Below are 23,777 nucleotides of genomic sequence, written 5' to 3'. Positions count from 1 at the left end.
TGCGACGTTGTACCGATGCCGTCTCCAATTCCCTTGGCGCGGTACCGGTTCGGCGCTTCGCGCATCAGCTCGCGGCGCCCTGCGAGGCCGGGGCGCGCCGCCCCACAACGCGGTCGATCGCGTCGCTGACGCACCGCGGCCGCTCTTCGAGCAGCATGTGCCCGGCGTCGGGCTGGTGCAGGTGGGTGGCGCCCGGGATGGCCGCCGCCATGTCACGCGCGTGCGCGGTGGGGGTGGTCCGGTCGGCGCCGCCGCTGACCACCACGGTGTTGGCGGCGATGGTGGCGAGCGCGTGGTATTCGTCGTATCGCTTCAAGCTGGGCAGGAAGCCGGCAGCCGTGGTCAACGGCGTGGTGCGAATGGCCGACACCGTCAGTGCGGCCGCGCCCCGCCAATCGGGGCCGGAAAATTTGATCAGGCCGCCGCACAGCGGGCGTACCAGACCACTGACCGCCCGGTCCATGGCGCGGCGGGGAATGTGGTGGACGAGTTCGAACAGCATCTCGGTGGCGCGCGTGTTCAGCAGCCGGCCGAGGCCGCGCTCGGCCAGCCGGCCGGCCGCGGTGGCGACCAGGACCAAACCCTGCGGGTCCACCGGGCGGTCGGCGGCGGGGCGGCCGAGGTAGGCCAGCGCGGTCATGCCCCCCATGGAGTGACCGGCCAGCGTGAGCGGCCCGGTGACGCGCAGTGCGGAGAGCACCTCGGCGAGGTCGTCGGCCAGCCGGTCGATGCGGTAGGTGCGCATGTCGGCGCCCGTCGACTCACCGTGGCCACGGTGGTCGTAGGTGATGATCCGCACGCTGCTGCCCCAGCGGCGCCGCAGGTGGCGAACCTGCAGGGCCCAACTCGCCTGGGTCAGGCAAAGGCCGTGCAGCAGGACGATCGTGTGCTCGCGGGCGACGGCCGACCCGTAGTCGCGAACCGCAAGCCGCACACCGTCGCTCGTGGTGACCGTCCGCTCGACATAGCCGTCGCGCTTGGCCTCCAGCCGCAGCGGCGGCGTCACGTTGGTCGAGCGGTACGCGTTCGATCCCGTAATCAGTTCTGGCTCAATGAACACGGCGAACTCCTGACCGGTGGCGATGCCGAGGGGGGTCCCGGCATCTCGTTGCGATCGAAGTTACGGACCGGCGCGGGCCATGACTCGCTTGTGCGCGAAAGCCACGCAACGAGCGATTTTCGCAGTTTTGCGCGTTGTGCTCGGGCGGCGTGCGAGCCCGGTCAGAACGCCTCGGGGTCCTCTTGCACCGCCGCCGGCACGGGGTGCCGGTATAGCCGGGACGCGTTCTCCCAGCTTAATTTTCGGATGACGTCGGCCGGAAGGTCGCCGATCTGCTCGTGAATCGTTTGTTGGGTGTGCGGCCACGTCGAGTCGCAGTGCGGGTAGTCGGCTTCCAGCATGATGTTGTCGACGCCGATCCGGTCGCGCTGGACGAAGGAGGATTTGTCCTCGACCGCGCAGAACCAGAAGTTGCGGGTCAGCACCTCCGCCGGGGTCAAGGGCTCACCGAGCGCCTGCCAGGTGCCGTACATCGCGTGATAGCTGAGCATGTGGTCGAGGCGATCGAGCAGGCCGGCCACCCAACCGATTCCGCCTTCGGACAGGCAGATCTTGAGGTCGGGGAATCGGCTGGGCAGCCCGGAGTACAGCCAGTCGACCGCAGCGGAAATGGCGTAGGCGAAGAACAGCACACCCTGCACGTCCGGTGGCGCGTCCGCGGTGGTGGACGGCGACGACCCCGACGATCCGATGTGCAGGTTCACCACGGTGCCGGTCTCGGCGCAGGCCGCCATCAGCGGGTCCCAGTGCCCGGTGTGGATGCTGGGCAATCCGAGCATCGCCGGGTTCTCGCTGAACGTCACCGCGTGAAAACCGCGCTCGGCGTTCTCGCGGATCATCGCGGCGCCGAGTTCGGGATCGAGCAGCCATGGCAACTGGCACGGAATGATCCGGTCGGGGTACGACCCCGCCCACACGTCGAAATGCCAGTCGTTCCACGCCCGCACCGCGGCCAGCGCCAGGTCGCGGTCGCTGGTCACCTGCTGCAGCCGCTGCCCGGCGAAGCCCGGCAGGAACGACGGGAAGTTCAGCGAGGCGTAGATGCCGTTGAGATCCATGTCCTTGACCCGGGCATGGATGTCCCATGCGCCCCTGCGCATTTCGTCGAACCGGACGGGCTCGAAGCCGTACTCCGACACCGGCCGTCCGACCACCGCGTTGAATCCGACATTGGGCAGTTCCTTGCCGTCGTAGACCCAGGTCTGTCCCCCGTCGTCGGTCTCGACGATCCTCGGCGCCCGGTCGGCGTACTTGCGGGGCAGGCGCCCGGTGAAGGTGTCCGGGGGTTCGACGATGTGATCGTCCACCGAGATCACCGTGTAACGCCGCGGTGCCCGCGGCGGATCCGGCAGGAAGGTGACCGAACGCTGGGCACCGGTCTTCGCCGTGGTGAAGCTGAGGTCGGAGGCCAGCTCGTCGATCGATTTCATTCGTCAATCTCCTTGTGGCTCAAGCCAGCACGTCCGGATCGGCCTTGATCGTCATGCGCGCCGCCCCGGCCCAGTACACGTCGGCCGCCCGTTCGATCAGCGACCGTTGCATGCCGGCCATGTCCGACCAGTTCATGGGCACCGGGTCCCGGCCGGTGAGCAGGACGTCGTAGGCCAGCTTGCAGACGCGTTCGATGGATGCCGCGCGGTAGACGGCTTCGGGCAGGTTGCGGCCGGTCACGATGACGCCGTGGTTGGCCAGGATGGTCAGGTTGGCGCCGCCGATCCGGGCGGCGAGTTCCGCGGCGCGCGCGGGGCTGTCGATCTCACCGTCGTAGGTGTCGACCAGGCACAGGTCGTCGAGGAACAGCGAACCGGTCTGGTGCACCAGCTCGGGCAGCCTGCCCAACGCGGCGAGCACGCAGGCGTAGTAGGGGTGGTTATGGATGACCACTCGGGCGTCGTCGCGCACCCGGTGCAGTTCGGTGTGGATGTGGATGGCCGGGGTGACGTCCCAGCGGCCGCTGACCACGCGCGCGTCACCGTCCACCACGCAGATATCGGACGCGGTGATCTCCTGCCACCACAGCCCCCACGGGTTGACGAGCATGTCGGTCTGGCCGTCGAGCTGCCAGGTGATGTGCCCGGCCATGTTCTCGGCGAAGCCGATGCCGGCCAGGTGACGGAAGGCGATGGCCAGCGCCTGCTTGTGGGAAAGCTCGACCCCGATGGGGGGAACCACCGACGGCGCCCAGACTTCCAACCCGCCGCGGCGTGCATCAGGAGCGTTCATGACCGGCCTCTATTCTGGCTCCAATATCCTCGCGCAGCCGGGCTTTGGCTATCTTTCCGCCCGATGAGCGGGGCAACTCGTCGACCACGATGAGCCGTTCGGGCAGCAGCTCCTTGGAAACCCCCAGCGCCAGCAGGTGTTCGACGAGTCCGGGCAGGTCGACGGCGGAGCCGTCGGTGAGTTCGGCGTAAAGGCAGACCTTTTCGCCGAACACCGGGTCGGGCATCGCGACGGCCGCCGCGATCGCGATGGCGGGATGGGTCATGACGGCGTCTTCGACCTGGCCGGCGCTGATGTTCTTGCCGCCACGCACGATGAAATCGGACGTGCGCCCGGTGACGCGCAGGTAGCCGTCGGCGTCGATTTCACAGATGTCGCCCATGCGCATCCACCCGTCGCGGGTGAACAGCTTGTCGTGGTCGGTGCCTCCGAGGTAACCGAGGCTGGTCGCCGGTCCCCGGCACGCGGGCTGGCCGCGCCCCGTCGCGGTGACGTCGCGGTCCCCGTCGAACAGCCGGACCTCCATTTCGGGGATGACGCGACCGCCGGTGCGCAGCCGGCGCTCGCGCGGGTCGTCAACGGTGGTCGCGCTGAGCATCCCGGTCTCGTTGGACCCGTAGAACTGCAGGATTTTGGCGCCCGTGAGTTCCTCGAACTCGGCGGCGGGCCGATACGGTAGGGCCTCCCCGCCGGTGTACACCACGCGCAGCGAACTGAGGTCGTGGCGGCGGCTCGCGGGGTCCGCCATCAGCATGGTCAATTGTGTGCTGACGCAACATAATACGGTGGCCTTGTGCCGTTCTATCGCCTCGCAGGTGGCCGTCGTGGTGAACCGGTTCAGGATCACCGCGGTGGCGCCGAGGAAGATCGGCGTGGTGTGGCTGGTCCACAGCCCGAACCCGAACGGGGTGGGAATGACCGGCAGGAATACCTCGTCGCTGGTCAGCAGGCCGTTGGCGACCGCCTTCTGATGGAAGTAGTGCCAACGGTTCTGGGTGTGCACGACACACTTGGGCAGCCCGGTGGTGCCGGACGTCGAGTTGATCAGGAAGACATCGTCGGGGCCGAGTTCGCAGCCGGCCGCCGGCGCCCTGGGCTCGGCGTCGACGTCGACGTCGACGTCGACGTCGACGTCGAGCCCGAGTTTCCCGTCGTCGTGGCTCAACACCAGACTGGCCGCCCGCAGTTCGTCCGCCACGTCCGCGGCGATCCCGGCGCGGGGCGGGTCACTGATCACGAGCTTCGGCTGGGCGGTGCACAGGATCGCCGACGCCTCGCGCGCGCCGGCGCGCGCGCCGATGCCGACGACTACCGCACCGCAGCGTTCGATCGCGACGAACAGCACGTGAATGGCGGCGCAGTCGCCGTGCCACACCGCCACCCGGTCACCACGGGCGACACCGGCCCCGGCCAACGACTCAGCCAAACAATTTGCTGCACAGTCGAATTCAGACCAAGTCAGGGCGGACCCGCCGTGGTCGCGATATGCGATGCGGTCCGGTGTGCGTTCGGCGTTGCGGCGCACCGCATCCGACAGCGTCGTATCGCACCACCAGCCGGCGGCACGAAAGCGGGCCGGGTCCTCGTCGGCGAACGCCGGCGAACCCACGGTCTCCAACCCAGCGGCACCCATCACCAAATGATAGGAAAGCCGCCCGCGGTTTCGGCGCTAGGGATTCGGTGGGGCGGGCGCGGCGTGCTGGTTGTTGTTGACGCCCGGGTGGCGCGGGCGCGGTGACGGGCAGGTGACATTGCGAATGCACCCGCAATTGAGGCCGATGATGCACCCGCCTCCCCCGACCGGTTGCACCGGCACCGCACCACCCGGAACCGGCGGCGGGGCGTCACGACCGACGGCGTGGCGGCGGCCGTTGCGCCGCCGAACGAGGGACCGGCGGCCAGGACGACGGCGGTCACGCACCCGAACAGCGCGGCGCGTGCCCTGGCCTTCGGCGTCCCCATGAGGCACCACAGTAGTGGCTGATCGATAGACACGCAGGTCACGCGGGGCAACTGCGAGGACACTCCAAGGATCCTTCAAGGCGCCGGCCGCAGGATTACGTCGCCACGAGTTGGGATCGGTAGCGACGCAGCGGGTTTGCAGTTGCCTCAAGCCCCCGAGACAGAGGATTTCCGCGAATGAAGAGCAAGGTCCTCGTGCTGGCGGCCGGCGTGGCGGTCTCCTTGTTTCTGGTGACGCGTTATTTCGCGCTAAGCCGGGCCGGCGTGCCGCTGGGCTGGATGCTCTATCTGGGCCTGCCGGTGACCGGCGCCGGCGTGCTGTTCGCGCTGCGGCTCCTCGAGTTGGGCGACGGGTGGCGTGCGGGACCGGACACCTTGCGGCGCAGGGAATCTCCCGAGCACCCGGCCGCGTCGTCGGAGCGACTGCGGCAACTGGACATCCTGTATGCGCGGGGCGTCATCTCGGACCGCGAATACCGGGACCGGCGCCTACACATCATCGCCGGCGGCTAGCGCAGCGAGTGTGTCTTCCAGAGCCGCGACGAGGTGCGCGAGATCGCGCCGCCGCGACGCGCCGGGCCACGCCACCCAGGTCCGGCGCACCAGCGGGCGTCCGGCGAGGGCCAGCCAGCGCACCGAATCCGGAAGGGGTTCCAGCCGTCCCGCGGGGGCCAGCGCGAATTTCCCCCCAGCACTCACCGCCGCCAGCTTCACCTCCGGCAACAGGTCCTGGTCGTACGACGCCGCGGGCCCCGGGTCAATGCCATGGCTGCGTAGCACCGCCGTCAGCTCGTCATACCAGGCCGGGCTGCCCGCGCGGGGAAACCCGAGCCACTGCAGACCGGACAATCGGTCCAGGCGCACCTGCCCGTCGGTCGTATCCATCGCGTCGGCGTGCTCGGCGGCGAGCAGCACGCCGAGTGGCTCCTCGGTGACGATCGAGACGTCGAGATGCTTGGCGATCGGGCGTTCCCGCACCAGTCCCACGTCCAACTCCCCGCCCGTCAGCGCTTCGATCTGCGCCGCGGTCGACAGATGACGCACCTGCACCACCGTCAGCGGGAACGCCGTCGCCAGCGACGCGAGCGCCCCCGAGAGCGGCTGCGCGGGCAGCTCGAGGGGAACGCCTATCCTCAGCGACCGGCCCTCCTGCGCCGAATGCTTCGCCATTGCGGTGATCGCATGGTCGTAGCGCGCGATCACCGCCCGCGCCTCGCCCAGCAGTGTCATTCCCGCCGGTGTGGGCGCGACGCCGGAGCTGCTGCGGGTCAACAGCCGCACGTCGAGCTCCTTCTCGAGGGCCTGGATGGTCTGTGACAGCGATGGCTGGCTGATGTGCAGACGGCGCGCTGCCGCGGAGAGGCCCCCTTCCTCCACCACACCGATGAACGCCCGCAGATCCCAGATCTCCATGCCGTACACCAACACGACGACGGCCCGCGGCTGTTCCATTACGCCGGCCGATGGCGGCCATCGCGAATCGAAATGGGCGATAGCGACGTCGGTGCCCGGCCATCGGGTTGTATGGATGGATGCCTGACACGGAGCCGGCCACATGAGCGCCGCGCACGTCACCCGGTTGCTCGCGGCTCATCGGTCCTCGGGGCGCACCTTCAAAGCCGGCGGCATCGCATCGTTCGTGCTCGAGGCGGGCCCGCTCGACGCGCCACCGGTCGTCTGCGTGCACGGCGTCCCCGCCTCGGCCTACCTGTATCGCAAGGTCGTGCCGGAACTGGGCGCGCGGGGGTTACGCGGCATCGCGGTCGATCTGCCGGGGCTCGGGTTCGCCGACCGGCCCGACGACGCCGACTACTCCTGGACCGGGCTCGGCCAATGGCTGCTCAGCGCGATCGACGCGTTGCGGCTCGACCGGTTCCACCTCGTGGTGCATGACATCGGCGGGCCCGTCGGATTCGAGGTGGCTCACGCCGTGCCCGAGCGGATGTTGTCGTTGACGCTGCTGAACACCATCGTCGAAGTGCAGTCGTTCCACCGGCCATGGCCCATGGAACCGTTCGCGCATCGCGGCCTCGGCGAAGCCTGGTTGGCCTCGATGCGCGTGCCCGGCGCCTTCGCGGCGATCATGCGCCTGGTCGGGGTGAGTCGGCAGATCCCGGCCGCCGAACTGGCCTGCTGGCCGCCGCTGCTGTTCGGCGACGATGGCGGGAGGGCGTTCCTGAAAATCATGCGCGGCTTCGAACTGACCGCCGCCAAGCAGCAGCGCTACCTCGACGCGGTGCGCCCGGCACGCTATCCCGTGCAGGTCATCTGGGGTTCTCGCGACGCGATGCTCCCCTGGCGGCGGTACGGCATCCAGGCGCAGCGCGCGGCGGGTGTCGCGGACCCGATCCTGTTGCCCGCCAAGCATTTTCTGCAAGAGGACCATCCCGCCGAAATCGCCGCGGCGGTTCACCGCCTGACGACGCGGACCGCGTAGATCACGGCGCTGACCCCGAACATCGCCCCGGTCAACAGCAACCAGCGCCCAAGGTAGGGGTCCTGGGTCTGGCCCGTCGCGGCCGAATAGGTGGCCGCACCCTGCCTAATGATTCCAGGAAGGAACACCAACAGCGTCAGACCCGCTCCCAGCGCGGGCACCCGGATGTGATTGACCACCGGCACGCGTGGCGGTTCCGGGCGGACGACGGCCCGTGACAGCAGCCCGTCGAGGAGCGCGTAGACGGGGAACAGCACCAGGTCGTGGACGACGATGGCCGCGGCGAACCACACGATGATCGACTGCCACCACACCCGCGGATTCCACAGCGTGACCGGATCGACGGTGGCCACCACGTAACCCAGGAGCGCGAACCCGGCGAGCAGGATCAGCAGATGCAATGGGTGGGAGCCGTAGGCCTTGGCGAAACCCGCTCGGAAGTCAGGCATTCGCGGCGCCCTGAAACGCGATGGACTCCACCCACTTGGTGTTGTGCACCCCGGGCAGCGCCGGCACGATGATGCGCGCCGGGAAGCCGTGATCCGGTGACAGGTCGGTGCCGTTGACACGCAGGGCCAGCAGCGCGTCGGGGTGCAGCACCTGGCTTCCCTGCAGGGTGGCCCGGCCGAACGCGCCCGAGCGCTCCAACGATGTCACGTGCGCCGATTCCGGCGCCGGTACTCCGGCCAGCCGGGCCAGATCCGCCAGCCGCACGCCGGTCCAGCGTTGTGTGGTCGACCAGCCCTCCACGCAGGCGATCGGCAGCACCGCGGTGTGCTGCGGCATGGCCAGCAGCGCGGCGCGGCCCAATGCCTGGGGCCGGGAGCCGCCGCTGAGGTGAAGCCGCCAGCGTTCGCCGGTGTTCTCGGCGGAGATCCCGGCCGCCACCGCGGTCCGGTTGATCTCGAAATCGTTGGGTCCGGCCCCGCGGGTGCGCCCCCGCGGCAGCAGCAGCGCGGCCGGGCGGGCGAAGCCACCCAACGTCTGGCCCGCCGTGATCACCGCGATGAACAGCGCGCCGCCGCCCACCAGCGCCAGCGCGCCGCGACGACTCATGGTCGCGGGCCGCGGTTCGGGGGCGACCAGTCCGTCCGGCTCCCACGCCTGGGCTCTGGTGCCCGCGCGCCCGGTGTGGAAGACCTCGCGCACGGAGATCGAGCGCAGACCGGCCCACATTTTCGGGAGCTTGATCGCGATATGCACCACGAACCCGGTGATGAACACCCACGCCCCGAAGTAGTGCGCGGTGTAGAAGCTGAACCCGAAGATGTAGTCGTACTGGATGTTCAACACGCCGGTGACGATTTCGAACAGGACGCCCCCGACCAGCATCAGCAGCGAAACCCGTTCCAGCAGTTGGGCTATGGACCGGGCGGGCGGCCACACGAACAGCCTGGGCAGCACCGACCACAGCTTGGCCAGCACCACCGGGATCAAGATCAGGCCGAGCCCGACGTGCAGCCCTTGGGTCAGCCGATACAGCCACGACGGACGGGTGGGCCAATCGAACGTCGGCAGCTTCAGCCAGCCGACGTCGCCGGGAATGGCCTGGCCGAACCGGGGCCCATAGGCGATGTACGACAGCAGGCCGGTGACGATGACGACCGGCAGCGTCACCAGCAGCACCGAACCGAAGACCGATGTCAGCCAAGGCCCGCGCAACGGGCTGCGCCACCGTTGTGCCCGCCGGACGCCCGGGGGCGGATGCTTGTCCAGTAGGCGCCACAGCCGCGCGGGAAATCCGTAGCCGCCGGGAGCTTCCGGCGCCTCGGTGCCTTCGCTAGCGGGACTGCGGACGGGGCGCATCATCGATGATGATCCACGACAGGTCCGGGAAAATGGTTCAGATTCGGTGCATGTTCAGCCAGCGGTCCCGCCGCCGTCGACGTAGAGCGTCGATCCGGTGACGTAGCTGGCCCGCGGTGACACCAGGAACAGCACCGCCTGCGCGATCTCGGCCGGGCGCGCGGTGCGGCGCAGCGGGAGAGCAGCGGCGATGTCCTCGATGGACTCTCCCCACTCCGCCAGGACACCCGCAGTGCGCGTGGGGCCCGGCGACACGCTGTTCACCCTGACACCGTGCGGACCGAATTCGGCGGCCCAGGTGCGGGTCAGCGATGCCAGCGCCGCCTTCGTCGCGCCGTAAACCGATGCCCCCGGCATCCCTTTGTCCGCCGCCAGGGACGTGATGTTGACGATGCTGCCGCGCTGCCGGGCGATCATGCCCGGGACGAGTCGAGCGACCAAAAAGTAGGCGCCCCGCACGTTCGTGTCGAACATCGCCTCGAACCGGGCGACATCCTGCCCGACGGTGGGCGCGACCGGAAAGGCGCCGGCGTTGTTGACGAGTATGTCCACCGCTCCGGCTTCGCTCACCAGCTCGTCGATCGAGCCCATGTCGGCCAGATCGGCCCGGACGAACCTGACCTTGCCATCGATTTCGGTGACGGCGCGGGCACCGCGCTCAACGTCGCGTCCCGAGATCACCACCTCGGCTCCCTCGCCGGCCAGCAGTCGGGCCGATTCGAGGCCGATTCCGGCAGTGCCACCCGTGACCAGCGCGATCTGCGATTCGAGTTCCATCACCCCATTCAAGGCGCCAAGAGGCGGGCGCGGTGCTCCGCGGCTATCGGGATCGCCGATGCCGGCGATCAAGAATCCCGATGAGGGTCCGGGCGGTGTCAGTCCTTGCCACGCGGCGGGGGCTGCACCTCGACACCACCGGAGTCGTGTTCGGGGCCGGCCGCCGGGTGTTCGGCGGGGACGCGGTCACGGAACCGGGCGCCCTCACTGGGCCGCTGCGCTTCCACCCGGGAGTCCTGGCTGCGGTACGGTCCCGGTTTCGGCCTCGGCTTGCCGCCCGGGAAGGCGAGCCGCAAGATGGTGCGCTGCACCATCAGCCACTGCTTCCCGAATGGGCCGGAGTTGTAAGGCAGTTCATAGCGTTCGCAGATGTCCTTGATCTTGGGCGCGATCTCCGAGTAACGACTGCTCGGCATGTCGGGATAGAGGTGGTGTTCAACCTGATAGCCCAGATTGCCGCTGATGATGTGGAACAGCGGGCTGCCCTCGATGTTCGCGGCGCCGAGCAACTGGCGCAAGTACCAACCGCCGCGGGTCTCGTCCTCGACCTCTTCCTGAGTGAAGCTGTAGGCCTGGTCGGGAAAGTGGCCGCAGAAGATGATGGCGTTCGACCACACGTTGCGCATGAGGTTGGCGACGGCGTCGGCGCCCAAGGTTCGCAGATAAGTGCTTTCCACGCCGGGCATGGTCTTGTCGAGGAAACCGGCAAGGGCCCCGACGCGACCCTTGTTCGACACCTTGCGCAGCCGCTTGCCCAGGCGTGACTGCGCCGGTTGTTCGATCCGGCCGCGAAAAGCCAGCTGTGCCAAGGCGAATGCGCCAGCGCTGATCATGGGCCACCCGATGTAGTCCTTGATGATCTGCGCGCGTGCCTTGCCGCTGATGCCCTTGAGGTCCTTGCGCACCTCCGACCACGGCTTCTCGCGCTTGCGTATCGCGTCGATGTCCATATCATGAATGGCCACACCCCACTCGAAGAGCAGCATCAGCAGGATGTTCGAGATCGGCTGAAACAGGTACCGCGGGACCCACTTCTGACTGGGGTCGATCCGCAGCAGCTCGTAGCCGAGGTCCTTATCCTTGCCCTGGATGTTGGTGTACGTGTGGTGAATGTAGTTGTGTGAGTGTTTCCATGCCTCGGCGGTGGACGCGGTGTCCCAGTCCCACACCGAGGAATGGATGTCGGGATCGTTCATCCAATCCCATTGGCCGTGCATGACGTTGTGGCCGATCTCCATGTTCTCCAGGATCTTGGCCATGCCGAGGCACGCGGTGCCCAGCGCCCACGCCGTCTTCGACCGCGAGGCCAACAACAGCACCCGGCCCAGCACCACGATCTGCCGCTGGGCCGAGATGACGGTCTTGATGTAGCGGCGGTCCCGCTCCCCGAGGTCGGCGAAGACCTCGTCATGGATGGCATCCAGTTCTTTGGCGAGCTTTTCGATTTCCTGCTCGCTCAGCCGGGCCAATGGGCTTTCTCCCCCGGATTTCTTCACAGCGGTCGTCACAAGCCGCTCCTTTCGATCACAATTCGAGTTCGACGTCGCCCTCGGCGGTGTTGATGCAGATCCGGACGTCCTGCCCGGTGGGCTCGGTCACTTCACCTGAGCGCAGGTCACGCAGCTTTCCCGACTTCAGCGTTCCCACACAGGTATGGCAAATTCCGATTCGGCAACCGTGGGCGAGGTTGAGCCCGGCCTGCTCCCCCGACTCCAAAATCGATGTGGCGCCGTCACATTCGACGGATTTCTCGCTGTCCAGGAAGCACACCGTGCCGCCCTCGCCGGCGTTCGCGTCGCCGCCGATCTTGGGCTGGAACCGTTCGAAGTGCAGGCGGTCGCGATCGCCGTTGTTTTCCCAGTGCTCGATCAGCGCGTCGAGCATCTCGCCGGGGCCCGAGCAGAAGGCCTCACGTTCGCGCCAGTCCGGACATGCCTCGTCCAGGTTGTCCGGCCCGAGCCGGCCACGCTCGGAGGTGAGGCGCAGGTCCAGCCGCATCCCCTCGTGCCGGCGGTCGAGTTCTTCGAGCGCGGACAGGAACATGGTTTGTTCGCGGGTGCGGGTGGAGTGAATGACCACCGCGTCGGCCAGCTGATCATGATGGTCGAGGCTGCGCAGCATGCTGATGATCGGGGTGATGCCGCTGCCGGCGCTGATGAACAGCAGCTTGGCCGGCAGCGGCTCGGGCAGGGTGAACACGCCCTCGATCTCACCGAGCCGAACCAGGTCTCCCGGTTGAATCTTCTGCACCAGGTACGGCGAGACCACGCCGCCGTCGACCTTCTTGGGCGTCACGCTGATCAGCCCGTCCTCGGGCGTCGGATCGGAGGTGAGCGAATACGCACGCCAGTGGTAGACGCCGTCGATCACCACGCCGAGCCGCACGTACTGACCGGGCTTGTGACCGGGCCATTCGTAGCCGGGACGAATGAGAACGCTGGCCGCTTCGGAACCCTCCGGCTCGATGCGGTCGACCTTGCCGCGCAGTTCCTTGGTGGTCCACAGCGGATTGATCATCTCGAGGTAATCGTCGGGCTGAAGCGGGCTGAACAGCCGCCGCACCGCCCGCAGGAACAGCCGACGTCCCCGGGGGACGTGGGGCTGGGCGCCGCGTTCAGCCATAGCGCCAGAGTACACAGTTGTACACCGACTCTAAACATGGTTTCGAATGTGGTTGTCGCACAGGTTTATACATATGTACAACGCGCACACAGGGAAATCTCAGCCGTTCACTGGCCGTTCGGTGCTCGATTTTCCGCTGTGGCGAGGGATACCTGTGAGGTGCCCCGGGCCCGCGGGGCCCAAACGTTTGTTCAGGTGATTTGCAGGATCATCCGCCGCGCCGGCCCGCCGCACGACGCCGGTCGCCTACTGTCGGTGGGTGTGCTGATCGGCTTCCTCCTCGCGCTGGGTTGCTCGCTTTGCTACGGGACGGCGACCGTGCTGCAAGCGGCGGGGACGCGCTCGGTGGAAGCCGGCAGCGGCTCGGGGGTGGACGCGGTGTTGCTGCTGCGCGCGGTGCGCCAGTGGCGCTATCTGGCCGGTGTCGGCCTGGACGTCGCCGGGTTTGCGCTGCAGGTCGCGGCGCTGCGCCTCGTCCCGATCTATGTGGTCGCGGCGGCGCTGGCCGCCTCGATCGCGGTCACCGGCGTCGTCGCGGCGTCGGTGCTCTCGGCGCGCTTGTCGTCGTCCGAGTGGACGGCCGTCGGCGTCGTCTGCGCCAGCCTGGTCGCCCTCGCCCTCGCCGCCGGGCCGGGCCACTTTCGGCACGCCCCGGCCGGACTCGGCTGGGCCCTGCTGGGCGTGGTGGCCGCGATTTTCGCCGGCGGCGCCGCCGCGGGACGTCTGCCCGACCGTGCCCGTGCCCTCGTATTGGGGTTGGGCGCCGGAACCGGTTTCGGCGTCGTCGAGGTCGGCGTGCGCCTGGTGGACGCGATCGATCCCACCGAACGCTCCTTCTACACCAACCCCGCCCTGTACGCGGCGGCCGCGGGTGGCGCCGCGGGGTTTCTGTTGCTCACCTCCGCGTTACACCGCGGATCGGTGACCACGGCCGTCGCGGGGATGGTGGTCGGCGAAACGCTGGCGCCGGCGTTCGTCGGGGTGGTGTGGCTGGGTGACACCGCGCGCGACGGCCTCGGCTGGCTGGTGATCGCGGGGTTCGCCGTCGCGGTGTCCGGGACCCTGGTGCTGGCGCGCTTCGGCGAGGCCCCGGCCCCCGAGGAAGCGGGCTGAGCCGGCCCGCTAGCTCACGACCCGAGGGCCGATGTCGCGGCCGTCGGCGCTGTCACCCGCCAGGGCGTAGCCGGTGCCGCGCGCGGGCCGCGTCCACAACACACCGTCCTGCGCCGTGACGCCCGCGGCGATCAGCGCCCGCTTGAGGATCTTGTTGGTCGCGGTCGAGGGCAACCGATCGTTGATGCGGACGTGGCGCGGCCACGCCTTCGGGGACAGATCGGCTTGGGCGGCAAGGAATTTCGCGAAATCCTCCGGCTGCAGGCTGGCCCCGGGCCGCAGCACCAGGGCGGCCATCACCTGGTCGCCCACCCGCTCGTCGGGCACCGCGTAGACGGCGACCTGGCTGACCTCGGGCAGCCGTGCCAGAATCCGCTCGATCGGGCCGGCCGCCAGGTTCTCCCCATCCACCCGCATCCAGTCGGCGGTCCGCCCGGCGAGATAGATCCAGCCGTCGGCGTCGCGGTAGGCCAGATCGCCGGACCAATACATCCCGTGCCGCATCCGCTCGGCGGTGGCGGCCGGGTCGTTGTAGTAGCCGGCGAACGGCCCCGCGCCCTGGGTGTTGACCAGTTCACCGACGGCGTCATCGAAATTGGCCAGCGCCCCGTGCGCGTCAAACCGCGCGGTCTCGCACTCTTGCAGCGTCGTCGAGTTGTAGATGCTCACGCCGGGGTACGGCTTGCCGATGGAGCCGGGCGGGGTGCCGTCCTCGCGCACCACGATGACCGCGAATTCGCTGGAGCCGAAGCTGTCGATCACCCGGCAGCCGAACCGCCTTGCGAATTCCGCGATATCGCGATCAGTGGCCTCGTTGCCGAACGCCACCCGCAGCGTGTTGTCGGCGTCGTCGGGACGCTCGGGGGTGGACAGGATCAACGCCAGCGGCTTGCCGACGTAGTTCAGGTAGGTCACCCGGTAGCGGCGGACATCGTCGAGAAAGCGCGACGGCGAGAACCGGGCCGGCACCATGGTGGCCCCGCTGCCGATGGCGACGGCCCACCCGGCGGCGACGCCATTGGAATGGAAGAGCGGCATGGACAGGTAGCAGACGTCGTCGGCGGTGACGTCGTACTGATAGATCAGGCTTGCACCGCACATGATCGCCATGCCGTGGGCGAACCGCACCACCTTCGGGTCACCGCTGGTGCCCGAGGTGAAGATCATCATCAGGGTGTCGGCGGCGGCCACCTCGCGAACGGGGACCAGCGGGGGCGCCGCGGCCACGGCTTCGGCGTAGCGTGCGCCGGTCACGTCGAGCACCTGAATGCCGTTGAGGTCCAATCCCTCCAGCAGTTCGAGATGGTCGGGGTCGACGAGCAGCAGCTGGCAGTCGGATCGCCGGATGTCGGCTAGCAATCCGGCACCGCGCCGCGTGGTGTTGAGGCCGCACAGTACGTAGCCGCCAAGCGCGGCCGCGGCCATGGCCCGCAACATCGCCGGTGAATTGCCAAGCGCCGCACCGACATGCAGCGGGCGCGCCGGGTCCGCGAGTTCGATGAGCGCGGCGGCCTCAGCCTCCGCCTCGGCGAGGTGTTGGCGCCAGGTCCACGTCGCCTCGCCGTGGGCGAGCGCCGGGCTGTCGTCGTCGCGACGCTGCCGCAATAGCTGTTGAACCGTCTCCAGCAGGGATCGCTTCCTCTCCGACGTGGCCGCCCAAGGTCATGCGGGCCGATATTTCAGCAGGGTGATGCCCTCTTCCGGCAGATCGTAGAACACCGGCCGCACCCGCATCCCGACCCGGATGTCACCGGGTTCGACATCGACAAGTTCGGTGCTGAATTTCGGCCCGGCGTCCCACTGCACCACCGCGGGCAACTGAGGCAGCGCGTCTTGCCACGGCGGCCCGGTGGGCCGGCGGGCGATCGTGAAGGTGTACAGCGTTGCAGCGCCGTCGATTTCGCGCCATTCCAGGTCGTCGGCCAGGGTGCCCGGGGCCAGCGTGCGCGGGTAGAACACGTAGCGCTGCGCCGACGGCGAATACTGCACCAGGATCCGGTGCTGCGCGAGGCCGTCCCAGAACGGCCGCGAGACGGGTGTGGGCTCGGGGACGGGGTGGGCCATGGCTAGTCCCCCCGCAGGAGCAGTGCGACCTGTTCACTCATGATGCCGCCGTTGCCGGTCACGAACGCGGTGTGACAGTCGGCCACCTGCGCGTCGCCGGCCCGGCCCATGATCTGGCGCGCACCGTCGGCCACATGGTGCATGCCGCCGGCCATGCCGGCCTGGCCGAAGGACAGTTGGCCGCCGGCGGTGTTGAGCGGGAAGTCACCGCGAAAGGTCAGGTCGTGCTCCGTAATCCAGGACATGCCTTCGCCTTTCGCGCAGAAGCCGGCGTCCTCCAGGCTCATCAGCACCGTGATGGTGTAGCAGTCGTAGATCGACGCGACGTCCACTTCGGACCGGTTCAGCCCGGCCATCGCGAAGGCTCGGTCGGCCGCGCGTGCGATCGGGGTGGAGAGCAGGTCCTCGGCATAGGTCGGGGTCTTGAAGGCGATGTGCTCGCCGAAGCCCGTGATCCACACCGGGCGGTGGCGGCCGCGGCGCGCGATGTCGGCGTTGGCGATCAATACGCCCACTCCCCCGTGCACGCGCATCACCGTTTCCAGCATGTGGATGGGGTCGGCGATCATCGGGCTGTCCAGCACGTCGTTCACCGTGATCGGGGTGCCGTGAAACACCGCGCCGGGGTGCGCACACGCGTTGGTGCGTTGGTCGACGGCGATCTTGGCGACCGCGGCCGGGTCGTAACCAAATTCCGCGGCGTAACGCTGGGCGATCTGCGCATACGGCGCGTTCTGGCCCACGTTGCCGTAGGGAATCTCGAATTCGGCCTGCGGCGAGCCGTAGTTGTTCGACGACGCCCCATACCAATTCGGCTCGGGCATGGGCCGGCGCTCGGATTGGGGTACCGAAGCCGATCCGGGCACGACGGCGAGCGCCGCTTCGCAGACGCCGAGTTCGACGGCCGCCGCGGCCCGCCAGATCATTCCGGCGGCGGTGGCCCCGCCGAGATCTACCCGCTCGCCGAAATCCAGGGCGAAGCCCAGGTATTCGCACAGTGTGGCCGGTGCGAACATGGGCGACTCGGCGATGCCGTGGGTCAGCAGGCCGTTGACACAGCCGGGGTCGACTCCGGCGTCCTCGATCGCCATCTTCGCCAGCACCGCGTACTGGTCGAGGGTGAACAGCGGCGCACGGGTCGGCCGCCGCTGCGCGGGCAGCTCGGCGATGCCGACGATGGCCGCCTCGCCGCGCAGCCCGGTCACGGCTGGGCTCCCCGCATCGGTAGCTCGACCGTCGCCATGCCCGGCATCAGTATCGTGGCGTCGCGGCGCCCGGCGATGACGAGGTCGACCAGCCCGGTTCCCGTGTCGCTCAGCCGTTTACCGGTGACCTCACCACCGAAGCTGAGCGCTTCGCCGGGATAGGCGACGGCCCGGTTCTGCACCGAGAACGACACCAGCCGCCCGCGCCCGCCGATCCAGTCGCCCAGCGCGCGGGCCAGCAGCGCCGCCTGCAGCGGGCCATGCACCAGGATGTTCTCGTAGCCTTCGGTGTCGCGGGCCCACTCTTTGTCGTAGTGGATCCGGTGGCCGTTGTAGGTGGCGGCGCTGAAGAAGAACATCTGGGTTTCGTCGACGGTGACGGTCAGGGTGGGAATGTCGTCGCCCACCGCGACGTCCTCGAAGAACGGCTGCTGACCGGTCATGGACGGGCGATCATCGAGGTCGACGCTTCGGCCAGCAGGTCGTCGTGCTGGTTGTGGTACACCGTGTGCCAGGTGACGAGAACGAATTTGCCGGAGCGGCCCTGCTTTTCGATGATCGAGGCGATGGTGCGGACCATCTCGATCTCGTCGCGGTGATAGGCCGGCAGGTGAAACGTGAAGCTCTCGCCGCCGGCCATCCGTTTGGGGGCCCGGGGGAAGGCCAGGCCGCCGGAGACCGCGCCGGACGATCCGTCGGGGCGCAGCGACCCGAGCGGCGAGACCCCGAGGATCGCGTACTGGAGGAACAACGGCGGGCAGATGATGTCGCGATATCCATTGGCCCTCGCGTGATCCGGGTCGAAATACAGCGGGTTGTGGTCACCCACCGCCGCGGCCCAGCGTTGCCAGTCGCGCCGGTTCACCTCACCGGTCGCCGACGCGGCGACGGTGCCCACCCGCGATGCCGATTCCGCATCGATCAGACTGTCCTCGCTCAACGGCGCTCCCCTTCATCGGTCTCCCCGTGCATGCTCCGCTCGAGCCAGCAGGCGGCGACGTCGGGCCCGCCGCCGAGCGTCGAGCCCAGCCGTGCGCGCTCGCTCCACAGGTGCAGGTCGGTCTCGGTGACATAGCCCATGCCGCCGTGCAATTGGTGGGCGTCCAGCGTGATCAGCCGCGCGGCGGCAGCCGCATGCATGCGCGCGACGGCCGTCTCCCTGGCCGCGACCCGGCCGCGGCCCAGCCAGAACACCGCAGCGTGCGCGGCCAGTCGCGCCGCCGCGAGCGCGATGTGCATGTTGGCGACCAGATGCTGGGCCGCCTGAAACGACGCGATGGGCCGGCCGAATTGATGACGCAGCTTGGTGTAGTCGACGGTGCGGTCCAGCACGGCCTGGCCGACGCCGACCAGGTCGAGCGATCCCAGCGCCACGGCGGTGTTGGCCAGGCGGCGCAACGCCGGTGCGGCGATCCCGTCGGGCGCCGCGTCGGCGGCCACGTCGTCAAAGCGCACCGTGTAGGCCCGCAGCCCGCCGGCCATGTCGAGCGGTTCCACGCTGACCAGGCCGACGTCGACGACGAAAAGCAGGGTGCGCCCGGGTGCCGCGGCCGACACCACGATGAGGTCGGCGATGTCGGCATCGAGGACGTAGTCCGCGGTTCCGTTGAGCCGCCACCGTTCTCCGGCGGGATCTGCGTGCAGCGGCGGGGCGACGACGCCGGCGTCGCGGGCGTTCCACAGCGCGGTGGTGGCGCGGATGCCCCCGGACGCGAGCGGCGGCAGCCAGCGCGACTTCGCGGCCGGGGAGCCGAGTTGGTCGATGGCCAGCGCGGCCTGCACGCTGCTGTGCACCGTCGTCGGGCACAGCGCGCGGCCGGCCTCGGTGTAGAAGACCGCGAGGTCGTCGAGCGAGCCGCCGGCGCCGCCGTATTCCTCGCTGATGGCCAGGCCGAAGACGCCCGCATCGGCCAGCGCCTTCCACAGCGCCGGCGTACCGCGGTCCGCGCCGGGTTCGGCGAGGGCGCGCACCAGAGCGATCGGGTTCTCGGCGGCCAGCAGTGCGCGCAACGCCGAGGCGAACTCGCGCTGTTCGGCGGTGAGGATCGTCTTCATCGGCGGGGGCGGGGCTCGGGGTCAGCGCCCATAGGAGGGCATCGCGTGCCCGCGCTGGGCGATGATGTCGCGCAGCACCTCGTTGGTGCCGCCGCCGAAGCGCATCAGCGGGGCGGCCCGGTACAGCCGCTCGAATTTGCCCGCCAGCGGGGCCCGTTCGCTGCGATGCGCCAGCAGGCCGTCGGGGCCGAGAAGGTCGAGCGCCAGGTCGGCGATGCGCTGGCGCAGCTCGCTGGTGAACACCTTCTCGACACTGACCTCGACGCTCGGGATGACGCCGCTGTCGAGGATCGACGCCGCCTCGTAGCCCATCAGGACGGCCACCGCGACATCGGCCTCCGCCTGCACCAACCTGCGTCGAAGCGACGGGTCGTCGGCGGGTACGGACCCGTCGCGCCGCGGCCGCCCCGCCAGCTCGTGCAGCTCGTCAACGGCGCGGCGCAGGTCTCCGGCGTTGGTCAGCGCGCCGCGTTCGAGATCGAGCGCACCGGTGATGTAGGTCCAGCCGCGGTTGACCTCGCCGACCAGGTTGGTGACCGGGACCCGCACGTCGCGGAAGTGCACCTCGTTGGTCCGATAACCCGACCACGCGTACAGCGGTCGGACCTCGACGCCCGGGCTGTCGATCGGCACGATGATGACCGAGATGCCCCGGTGCCGGGCGCCGGTGGGATCGGTACGGACACAGAGCCATTCGTGCGTCGCGCGCTGGGCGCCGCTGTTCCAGATCTTGGTGCCGTTGATCACCCATTCCTGGCCGTCCAGCCTGGCGCTGGTGCGCAGGCTGGCCAGGTCGGTTCCCGCCTCCGGCTCGGAATAGCCCACCGCGCAGATCATTTCGCCCCGGGCGATCGGGGCCAGCCATTCGGTCTTGTTGCGCTCGGTGCCGTGCCACATGATCATCGGCGCCACCGAGGTGACCGTCAAGTCGGGGCCGGGCACGCCCCAGTATTCGAATTCGCTCATCAGCAGGTGCAGGTGAATGGCGCCGAGCCCCAGTCCCCCATATTCGCGGGGCCAGTTCAGCCCGAACCAGCCCTTGGCCCCGATCTTGCGGCGAAACCGGGCGACCTCGCCGTCCGGGAATTCCAGGTCGTGCTCGGCGAGTTCGGCGCGCAATTCCGGGGTGACGTTCTGGTGCAGAAACTCACGAATTTCGGTGAGCCAGGCGCGCTGCCCAGCGTCGAGTTCGAAATCCATTCCGGCGCCTTTGCCTTTCCGCATGCTTGTCACCGAGCGTCGTCAGCGTAACGCCACGGCGAGCTGGCGCAAGGAATTTCGGTATTGCGGCACGCGCGCGTGCCGACAGCTCCAACGCCCGAACTGTAAATTCGCTGTCAAACTCCCGTTAATACGCGTCGGCGCCCTCGCGGTTGCCCCTACGGGCTGCGAAAATTTTCAGATCGGCTGGTCGACGCGGACCAGACTCCTGCCCAGCCCGAGGGAGAAGTTCATGCCCACTGTTGAGATGCGCCTTCGCGAAGATTTGCGCAACTACGCCGTCGAATTGCGGCAACTGGCATACACGCTGCCGCTGGGCGTGGGCGAGCACGATCTGCTGCAGCTGTCCGACCGGATGCGCGCCGCGGCCGAGCAGTTGGTGCGCAAGGGCGCCTGACAGTCCAGCGCTCAGCCGCCCCGCAGCCGGATCTTCCAGCGCACGAAGCCCAGGTAGACGGCGCTGATGACGAACAGCATGCCGACGTCGAACCACCAGGTCGCCGGAGTGTGCCGCCAGTGCGAGTCCTTCGGCGTGAGCGGGCCGGGCACCAGCTTGGTCAGATCCGCGGTGGAGGCCGACGCCGCGAATCCCCACCGCGCCGGTGTCGCCCATGACATCTGGTCCAGCCCGATGCGCGCGGTGACCGGGATCATCCCGCCGGAGAACACCAGCTGCGACATGACCGCCACCACCAGCAACGGCATGATCTGCTCGTTGGACTTGGCGACGGCGGACAGGGCCAACCCGAGCATGGCCGAGGCGACGCAGGTCAGCGCGACGTCGGCGAACAGCTCCAGGGCCGGCTTGCCCAGCGCCACCGCACCCTGGGTCGGGGCGCCCTTGCCGAGCACCGCGATGATGCTGACGATCGCCGATTGGACGATCGCGAAGACCGTGTACACGCAGACCTTGGCCAACAGATACGCCGACGTGGACAACCCGACCGCCTGCTCGCGCAGGAAGATGGCGCGCTCACCGATCAGGTCGCGGATGGTCAGGGCGGTCCCCATGAACACCGCGCCGACGTTCAGCAGCACCAGGATCTGCCCCGGCTCGTTGGGCGCGGCGCCCATCGGGTTCGGGATGCCGAAGCCGACGTCGCCGGGCACCGACATCGACAGCGACCCCATGATGAACGGCAACAGCGCGAGGAAGACGAAGTAGCCGCGGTCCGAGACGATCAGCCGCATCTGGCGCCGCGCGATCGTGGAGAACTGCCGGAACAGGCTGGTGTGCGCGGGATCGCCCAGTTCGGCGGGTTTCTCAGCGGGCGGCGGGGCCGGCGGCGGACCGGTGCGCGTCAGGTAGCGCGCGCGGGACCCGTCGGGGTCGTTGGCGACCGTGCTGAAGATGTCGGCCCAGTTGGTGGTGCCCATGGCCGGACCGATCTGGCTGGGCGGCCCGCAGAACGCCGTCATGCCGCCCGGCGCCAGCAGCAGCACCTGGTCGCAGACGTCGAGGTAGGTCAGCGAGTGCGTCACCACCAGCACCACGCGGCCGGCGTCGGCCAGCTGCCGCAGCATGGTCATCACCTGGCGGTCCAGCGCCGGGTCCAGGCCGGAGGTCGGCTCGTCGAGGATCAGCAGCGACGGCCCGGTCAGCAGTTCCAGGGCCACCGACGCCCGCTTGCGCTGACCCCCGGACAGCTTGTCCACCCGGGTGTGCAGGTGCTGGGTCATCTCGAGTTCTTCGAGCACCCGGGCCACCACCTGGGCGCGGTCGTCCTTGGTGGTGTCCGGCGGCAGCCGCAGTTCCGCGGCGTACATCAGCGCCTGCTGCACGGTCAGCTGCCCGTGCACGACGTCGTCCTGGGGCACCATCCCGATCCTGCTGCGCAGCGAGGCGTACTCGGCGTGCACGTTGTGGCCCTCGAACGACACCGTTCCCGTGGTGGGGTGGGTGTAGCCCGCGACCAACCGGGCGAAGGTCGACTTGCCGGCGCCGGAGGGCCCGATGATCGCGGTCAGCGTGCCGGGCAGCGCGGTCAGCGAGATGTTGTCCAGCAGCGTCTTGTTGTTCTCGATCGTCCAGGTCACCCCGCGCACGTCGAGCCCGCCGCTGCGCGTCGCCGTCGCGGCCTGGTCGCGGCGGGCCAGGTGGCCGCCGTGGAAGACCAGGTCGATGTTGCCGATCGTGACGACGTCGCCGTCGTGCAGCACGGCCGAATCGACCCTGGCGCCGTTGACGAAGGTGCCGTTGATGCTGCGGTTGTCGTGGATCTCGGTGCCGGTGGGCGTCGGGACCAGGGTGGCGTGGTGGCGCGAGGCCAGCACTTCGGGGATGACGATGTCGTTGTCGTTGGCGCGGCCGATCTTGATCGCGCCGGGCACGTCCAGCCCGGTCTTGCCCGGCCGCAGGATCTTCATCATCGACGTCGCGATGACGGACGAGTCGCCGCCGATGCGGCCCGTCTGGGGCGCCGCAGGCCCGGCGGTGGTCGGCGGTGCCGCGTGCGCCGACGGCGACCGGTAGATCTGCGGGGCGTGCTGGGCGCCGCTGGGCGGGGCGCTCGGCAGGCCGCCGGTCGGGTACCGGGGCTGCGGTGCGGACGGGTAGCCCGGCGTGGCTCCGCCGGCCTGCTGGCCCGGCTGCGCGGCGGTGGGCGGATGGGCGGGGTGGCGGAAGGAGGACGACGCCGGCTGCTGGGGCTGGCCGGGCCACTGCGGGCCGAGTGGCTGGCTCTGCGGCGCCCGCGCCAGCGGTTCGCTGGGGTTACTGACGATCGGTATGGACGTCGTCAGCGGGGGGCGGCCGGCCGTGCCCTGGTGGCGGCCGACCTCGAAGGACAGCGGGGGGCCGTCGGGATTGCCCATGTTGACGCGCAGGCCGTCCTGGATGTCGACGACCGGGACGCGACGGTTGTGCACGTACAGGCCGTTCAGGCTGCCGTTGTCGATGGCGATCCATCGGCCCTGGTCATACCGCACGATCAGGTGGTTGCGGGAGATCAGCGGGTGGGCGACTCGCATGTCGGCGCGCAGGTCACGGCCGATCACTACGTCGTTGCCCGGCGCGAAGGTGCGCTCGGCTCCCTCGTAGCGCACGGTCAGCGCAGGCGGGGCTGGTGGGGTCATCAGGACCAACTGTAACGGCAGCGGCGCAAGTTATGCGCCGGGTTGTTCGCCCGGCCCGGTGTCGCGCGACCGCCCGCCAGAGTGCATGCTAGAAAGCGGTACGCGGGCCCCGGGGCAGCGGTCCAGCGAAACGGTTTGCAGCGCAGTTACTTTCGAC

22 protein-coding genes are annotated in these 23,777 nt (G+C 69.0%); 4 read left to right on the top strand and 18 right to left on the bottom strand.

From position 1 onward, the window contains the following. Positions 1-64: 64 nt before the first annotated feature. From B9D87_RS05170 to B9D87_RS05155, 4 genes are all read right to left on the bottom strand, one after another. Positions 65-1,060, bottom strand: a complete 996-nt coding sequence (locus B9D87_RS05170; RefSeq protein ID WP_007771526.1) for an alpha/beta fold hydrolase — start codon at positions 1,058-1,060, stop codon at positions 65-67. A gap of 161 nt (positions 1,061-1,221) precedes the next feature. Further along, positions 1,222-2,490: an amidohydrolase family protein gene (locus B9D87_RS05165; RefSeq protein ID WP_007771527.1), complete on the bottom strand. Its 1,269-nt coding sequence runs from the start codon at positions 2,488-2,490 to the stop codon at positions 1,222-1,224. 19 nt (positions 2,491-2,509) lie between these two features. Next, a complete protein-coding gene (locus B9D87_RS05160; protein WP_052002486.1) occupies positions 2,510-3,283 on the bottom strand; it encodes a class II aldolase/adducin family protein in 774 nt (257 codons plus the stop codon). After that, positions 3,270-4,916 carry a class I adenylate-forming enzyme family protein gene (locus tag B9D87_RS05155; protein ID WP_040629916.1) on the bottom strand — a complete coding sequence of 549 codons (1,647 nt, stop codon included), beginning with the start codon at positions 4,914-4,916 and terminating at the stop codon, positions 3,270-3,272. The genes B9D87_RS05160 and B9D87_RS05155 overlap by 14 nt, the downstream gene beginning before the upstream one ends. A gap of 506 nt (positions 4,917-5,422) precedes the next feature. Between B9D87_RS05155 and B9D87_RS05150 the strand changes: the two genes are divergently transcribed. Continuing rightward, entirely contained in the window at positions 5,423-5,758 is a 336-nt protein-coding gene (locus B9D87_RS05150) for an SHOCT domain-containing protein (RefSeq protein WP_007771531.1), read from the top strand. Here the strand turns inward: B9D87_RS05150 and B9D87_RS05145 are convergent. After that, complete coding sequence (locus tag B9D87_RS05145; RefSeq protein ID WP_007771532.1) at positions 5,735-6,697, bottom strand: LysR family transcriptional regulator; 963 nt, start codon at positions 6,695-6,697, stop codon at positions 5,735-5,737. The two genes, B9D87_RS05150 and B9D87_RS05145, sit on opposite strands and share 24 nt — an antisense overlap. Positions 6,698-6,800: 103 nt before the next feature. On the opposite strand from B9D87_RS05145, the gene B9D87_RS05140 reads away from it, so the two are divergent. Continuing rightward, on the top strand, positions 6,801-7,682 hold the full coding sequence (locus B9D87_RS05140) for an alpha/beta fold hydrolase (RefSeq protein WP_007771533.1): 882 nt from the start codon (positions 6,801-6,803) through the stop codon (positions 7,680-7,682). Here the strand turns inward: B9D87_RS05140 and B9D87_RS05135 are convergent. The 5 genes from B9D87_RS05135 to B9D87_RS05115 all read right to left on the bottom strand — a co-directional run bounded on the left by B9D87_RS05135 (position 7,655) and on the right by B9D87_RS05115 (position 12,887). Then, entirely contained in the window at positions 7,655-8,131 is a 477-nt protein-coding gene (locus B9D87_RS05135; protein WP_007771534.1) for a hypothetical protein, read from the bottom strand. The two genes, B9D87_RS05140 and B9D87_RS05135, sit on opposite strands and share 28 nt — an antisense overlap. Next, on the bottom strand, positions 8,124-9,488 hold the full coding sequence (locus B9D87_RS05130) for a molybdopterin-dependent oxidoreductase (RefSeq protein WP_238553442.1): 1,365 nt from the start codon (positions 9,486-9,488) through the stop codon (positions 8,124-8,126). Before B9D87_RS05130 ends, B9D87_RS05135 begins: the two co-directional genes overlap by 8 nt. A gap of 54 nt (positions 9,489-9,542) precedes the next feature. After that, on the bottom strand, positions 9,543-10,265 hold the full coding sequence (locus tag B9D87_RS05125) for an SDR family NAD(P)-dependent oxidoreductase (protein ID WP_007771536.1): 723 nt from the start codon (positions 10,263-10,265) through the stop codon (positions 9,543-9,545). Positions 10,266-10,363: 98 nt separating this feature from the next. Continuing rightward, positions 10,364-11,773, bottom strand: a complete 1,410-nt coding sequence (locus B9D87_RS05120; RefSeq protein ID WP_040629919.1) for a fatty acid desaturase family protein — start codon at positions 11,771-11,773, stop codon at positions 10,364-10,366. A gap of 16 nt (positions 11,774-11,789) precedes the next feature. Beyond that, on the bottom strand, positions 11,790-12,887 hold the full coding sequence (locus tag B9D87_RS05115; RefSeq protein ID WP_007771538.1) for a ferredoxin reductase: 1,098 nt from the start codon (positions 12,885-12,887) through the stop codon (positions 11,790-11,792). Between the two features lie 249 nt (positions 12,888-13,136). Between B9D87_RS05115 and B9D87_RS05110 the strand changes: the two genes are divergently transcribed. Then, the gene (locus B9D87_RS05110) at positions 13,137-14,000 is read left to right on the top strand and encodes a DMT family transporter (protein WP_040630383.1); all 864 of its coding nucleotides are present in this window, start codon (positions 13,137-13,139) and stop codon (positions 13,998-14,000) included. 9 nt (positions 14,001-14,009) lie between these two features. Here the strand turns inward: B9D87_RS05110 and fadD1 are convergent, their stop codons facing one another. The 7 genes from fadD1 to B9D87_RS05075 are packed head-to-tail and all read right to left on the bottom strand — an operon-like array spanning position 14,010 to position 20,524. Next, on the bottom strand, positions 14,010-15,629 hold the full coding sequence (fadD1, locus tag B9D87_RS05105; protein ID WP_040629921.1) for a fatty-acid--CoA ligase FadD1: 1,620 nt from the start codon (positions 15,627-15,629) through the stop codon (positions 14,010-14,012). Positions 15,630-15,662: 33 nt separating this feature from the next. After that, positions 15,663-16,064 (bottom strand): Zn-ribbon domain-containing OB-fold protein, encoded by a 402-nt coding sequence (locus B9D87_RS05100; RefSeq protein WP_007771542.1) that lies wholly within the window; start codon positions 16,062-16,064, stop codon positions 15,663-15,665. A gap of 2 nt (positions 16,065-16,066) precedes the next feature. Further along, positions 16,067-17,269: a thiolase family protein gene (locus B9D87_RS05095; protein WP_007771543.1), complete on the bottom strand. Its 1,203-nt coding sequence runs from the start codon at positions 17,267-17,269 to the stop codon at positions 16,067-16,069. Further along, complete coding sequence (locus B9D87_RS05090; RefSeq protein ID WP_007771544.1) at positions 17,266-17,712, bottom strand: MaoC/PaaZ C-terminal domain-containing protein; 447 nt, start codon at positions 17,710-17,712, stop codon at positions 17,266-17,268. Before B9D87_RS05090 ends, B9D87_RS05095 begins: the two co-directional genes overlap by 4 nt. Then, entirely contained in the window at positions 17,709-18,209 is a 501-nt protein-coding gene (locus B9D87_RS05085) for a MaoC family dehydratase (RefSeq protein WP_007771545.1), read from the bottom strand. Before B9D87_RS05085 ends, B9D87_RS05090 begins: the two co-directional genes overlap by 4 nt. After that, positions 18,206-19,324 carry an acyl-CoA dehydrogenase family protein gene (locus B9D87_RS05080; protein WP_007771547.1) on the bottom strand — a complete coding sequence of 373 codons (1,119 nt, stop codon included), beginning with the start codon at positions 19,322-19,324 and terminating at the stop codon, positions 18,206-18,208. Before B9D87_RS05080 ends, B9D87_RS05085 begins: the two co-directional genes overlap by 4 nt. Before the next feature lie 21 nt (positions 19,325-19,345). Next, a complete protein-coding gene (locus tag B9D87_RS05075) occupies positions 19,346-20,524 on the bottom strand; it encodes an acyl-CoA dehydrogenase family protein (protein WP_007771548.1) in 1,179 nt (392 codons plus the stop codon). 253 nt (positions 20,525-20,777) lie between these two features. Here B9D87_RS05075 and B9D87_RS26955 point away from each other — a divergent pair, with 253 nt between their 5' ends. Further along, entirely contained in the window at positions 20,778-20,942 is a 165-nt protein-coding gene (locus B9D87_RS26955) for a hypothetical protein (protein ID WP_167540309.1), read from the top strand. An 11-nt stretch (positions 20,943-20,953) separates the two neighbouring features. Here B9D87_RS26955 and B9D87_RS05070 read toward each other — a convergent pair whose 3' ends face one another. Continuing rightward, on the bottom strand, positions 20,954-23,620 hold the full coding sequence (locus tag B9D87_RS05070) for an FHA domain-containing protein (protein ID WP_080598546.1): 2,667 nt from the start codon (positions 23,618-23,620) through the stop codon (positions 20,954-20,956). Positions 23,621-23,777 lie beyond the last annotated feature (157 nt).

Origin of the sequence: Mycobacterium colombiense CECT 3035, assembly GCF_002105755.1 — a bacterium.
Classification (GTDB): Bacteria; Actinomycetota; Actinomycetes; order Mycobacteriales; family Mycobacteriaceae; genus Mycobacterium; species Mycobacterium colombiense.
Note: the sequence above shows the minus strand (reverse complement) of the source record. Positions and strands in the feature narration are given on the sequence as shown.

Bases quoted from the DNA above. Each gene is read 5' to 3' on its own strand.
- B9D87_RS05100 (WP_007771542.1), bottom strand. From the start codon at position 16,064: ATGGCCCACCCCGTCCCCGAGCCCACACCCGTCTCGCGGCCGTTCTGG.
- B9D87_RS05080 (WP_007771547.1), bottom strand. From the start codon at position 19,324: ATGAAGACGATCCTCACCGCCGAACAGCGCGAGTTCGCCTCGGCGTTG.
- B9D87_RS05155 (WP_040629916.1), bottom strand. From the start codon at position 4,916: ATGGGTGCCGCTGGGTTGGAGACCGTGGGTTCGCCGGCGTTCGCCGAC.
- B9D87_RS05165 (WP_007771527.1), bottom strand. From the start codon at position 2,490: ATGAAATCGATCGACGAGCTGGCCTCCGACCTCAGCTTCACCACGGCG.
- B9D87_RS26955 (WP_167540309.1), top strand. From the start codon at position 20,778: ATGCCCACTGTTGAGATGCGCCTTCGCGAAGATTTGCGCAACTACGCC.
- B9D87_RS05160 (WP_052002486.1), bottom strand. From the start codon at position 3,283: ATGAACGCTCCTGATGCACGCCGCGGCGGGTTGGAAGTCTGGGCGCCG.
- B9D87_RS05070 (WP_080598546.1), bottom strand. From the start codon at position 23,620: ATGACCCCACCAGCCCCGCCTGCGCTGACCGTGCGCTACGAGGGAGCC.
- B9D87_RS05150 (WP_007771531.1), top strand. From the start codon at position 5,423: ATGAAGAGCAAGGTCCTCGTGCTGGCGGCCGGCGTGGCGGTCTCCTTG.
- B9D87_RS05145 (WP_007771532.1), bottom strand. From the start codon at position 6,697: ATGGAACAGCCGCGGGCCGTCGTCGTGTTGGTGTACGGCATGGAGATC.
- B9D87_RS05075 (WP_007771548.1), bottom strand. From the start codon at position 20,524: ATGGATTTCGAACTCGACGCTGGGCAGCGCGCCTGGCTCACCGAAATT.
- B9D87_RS05135 (WP_007771534.1), bottom strand. From the start codon at position 8,131: ATGCCTGACTTCCGAGCGGGTTTCGCCAAGGCCTACGGCTCCCACCCA.
- B9D87_RS05130 (WP_238553442.1), bottom strand. From the start codon at position 9,488: ATGCGCCCCGTCCGCAGTCCCGCTAGCGAAGGCACCGAGGCGCCGGAA.
- B9D87_RS05115 (WP_007771538.1), bottom strand. From the start codon at position 12,887: ATGGCTGAACGCGGCGCCCAGCCCCACGTCCCCCGGGGACGTCGGCTG.
- B9D87_RS05140 (WP_007771533.1), top strand. From the start codon at position 6,801: ATGAGCGCCGCGCACGTCACCCGGTTGCTCGCGGCTCATCGGTCCTCG.
- B9D87_RS05090 (WP_007771544.1), bottom strand. From the start codon at position 17,712: ATGACCGGTCAGCAGCCGTTCTTCGAGGACGTCGCGGTGGGCGACGAC.
- B9D87_RS05125 (WP_007771536.1), bottom strand. From the start codon at position 10,265: ATGGAACTCGAATCGCAGATCGCGCTGGTCACGGGTGGCACTGCCGGA.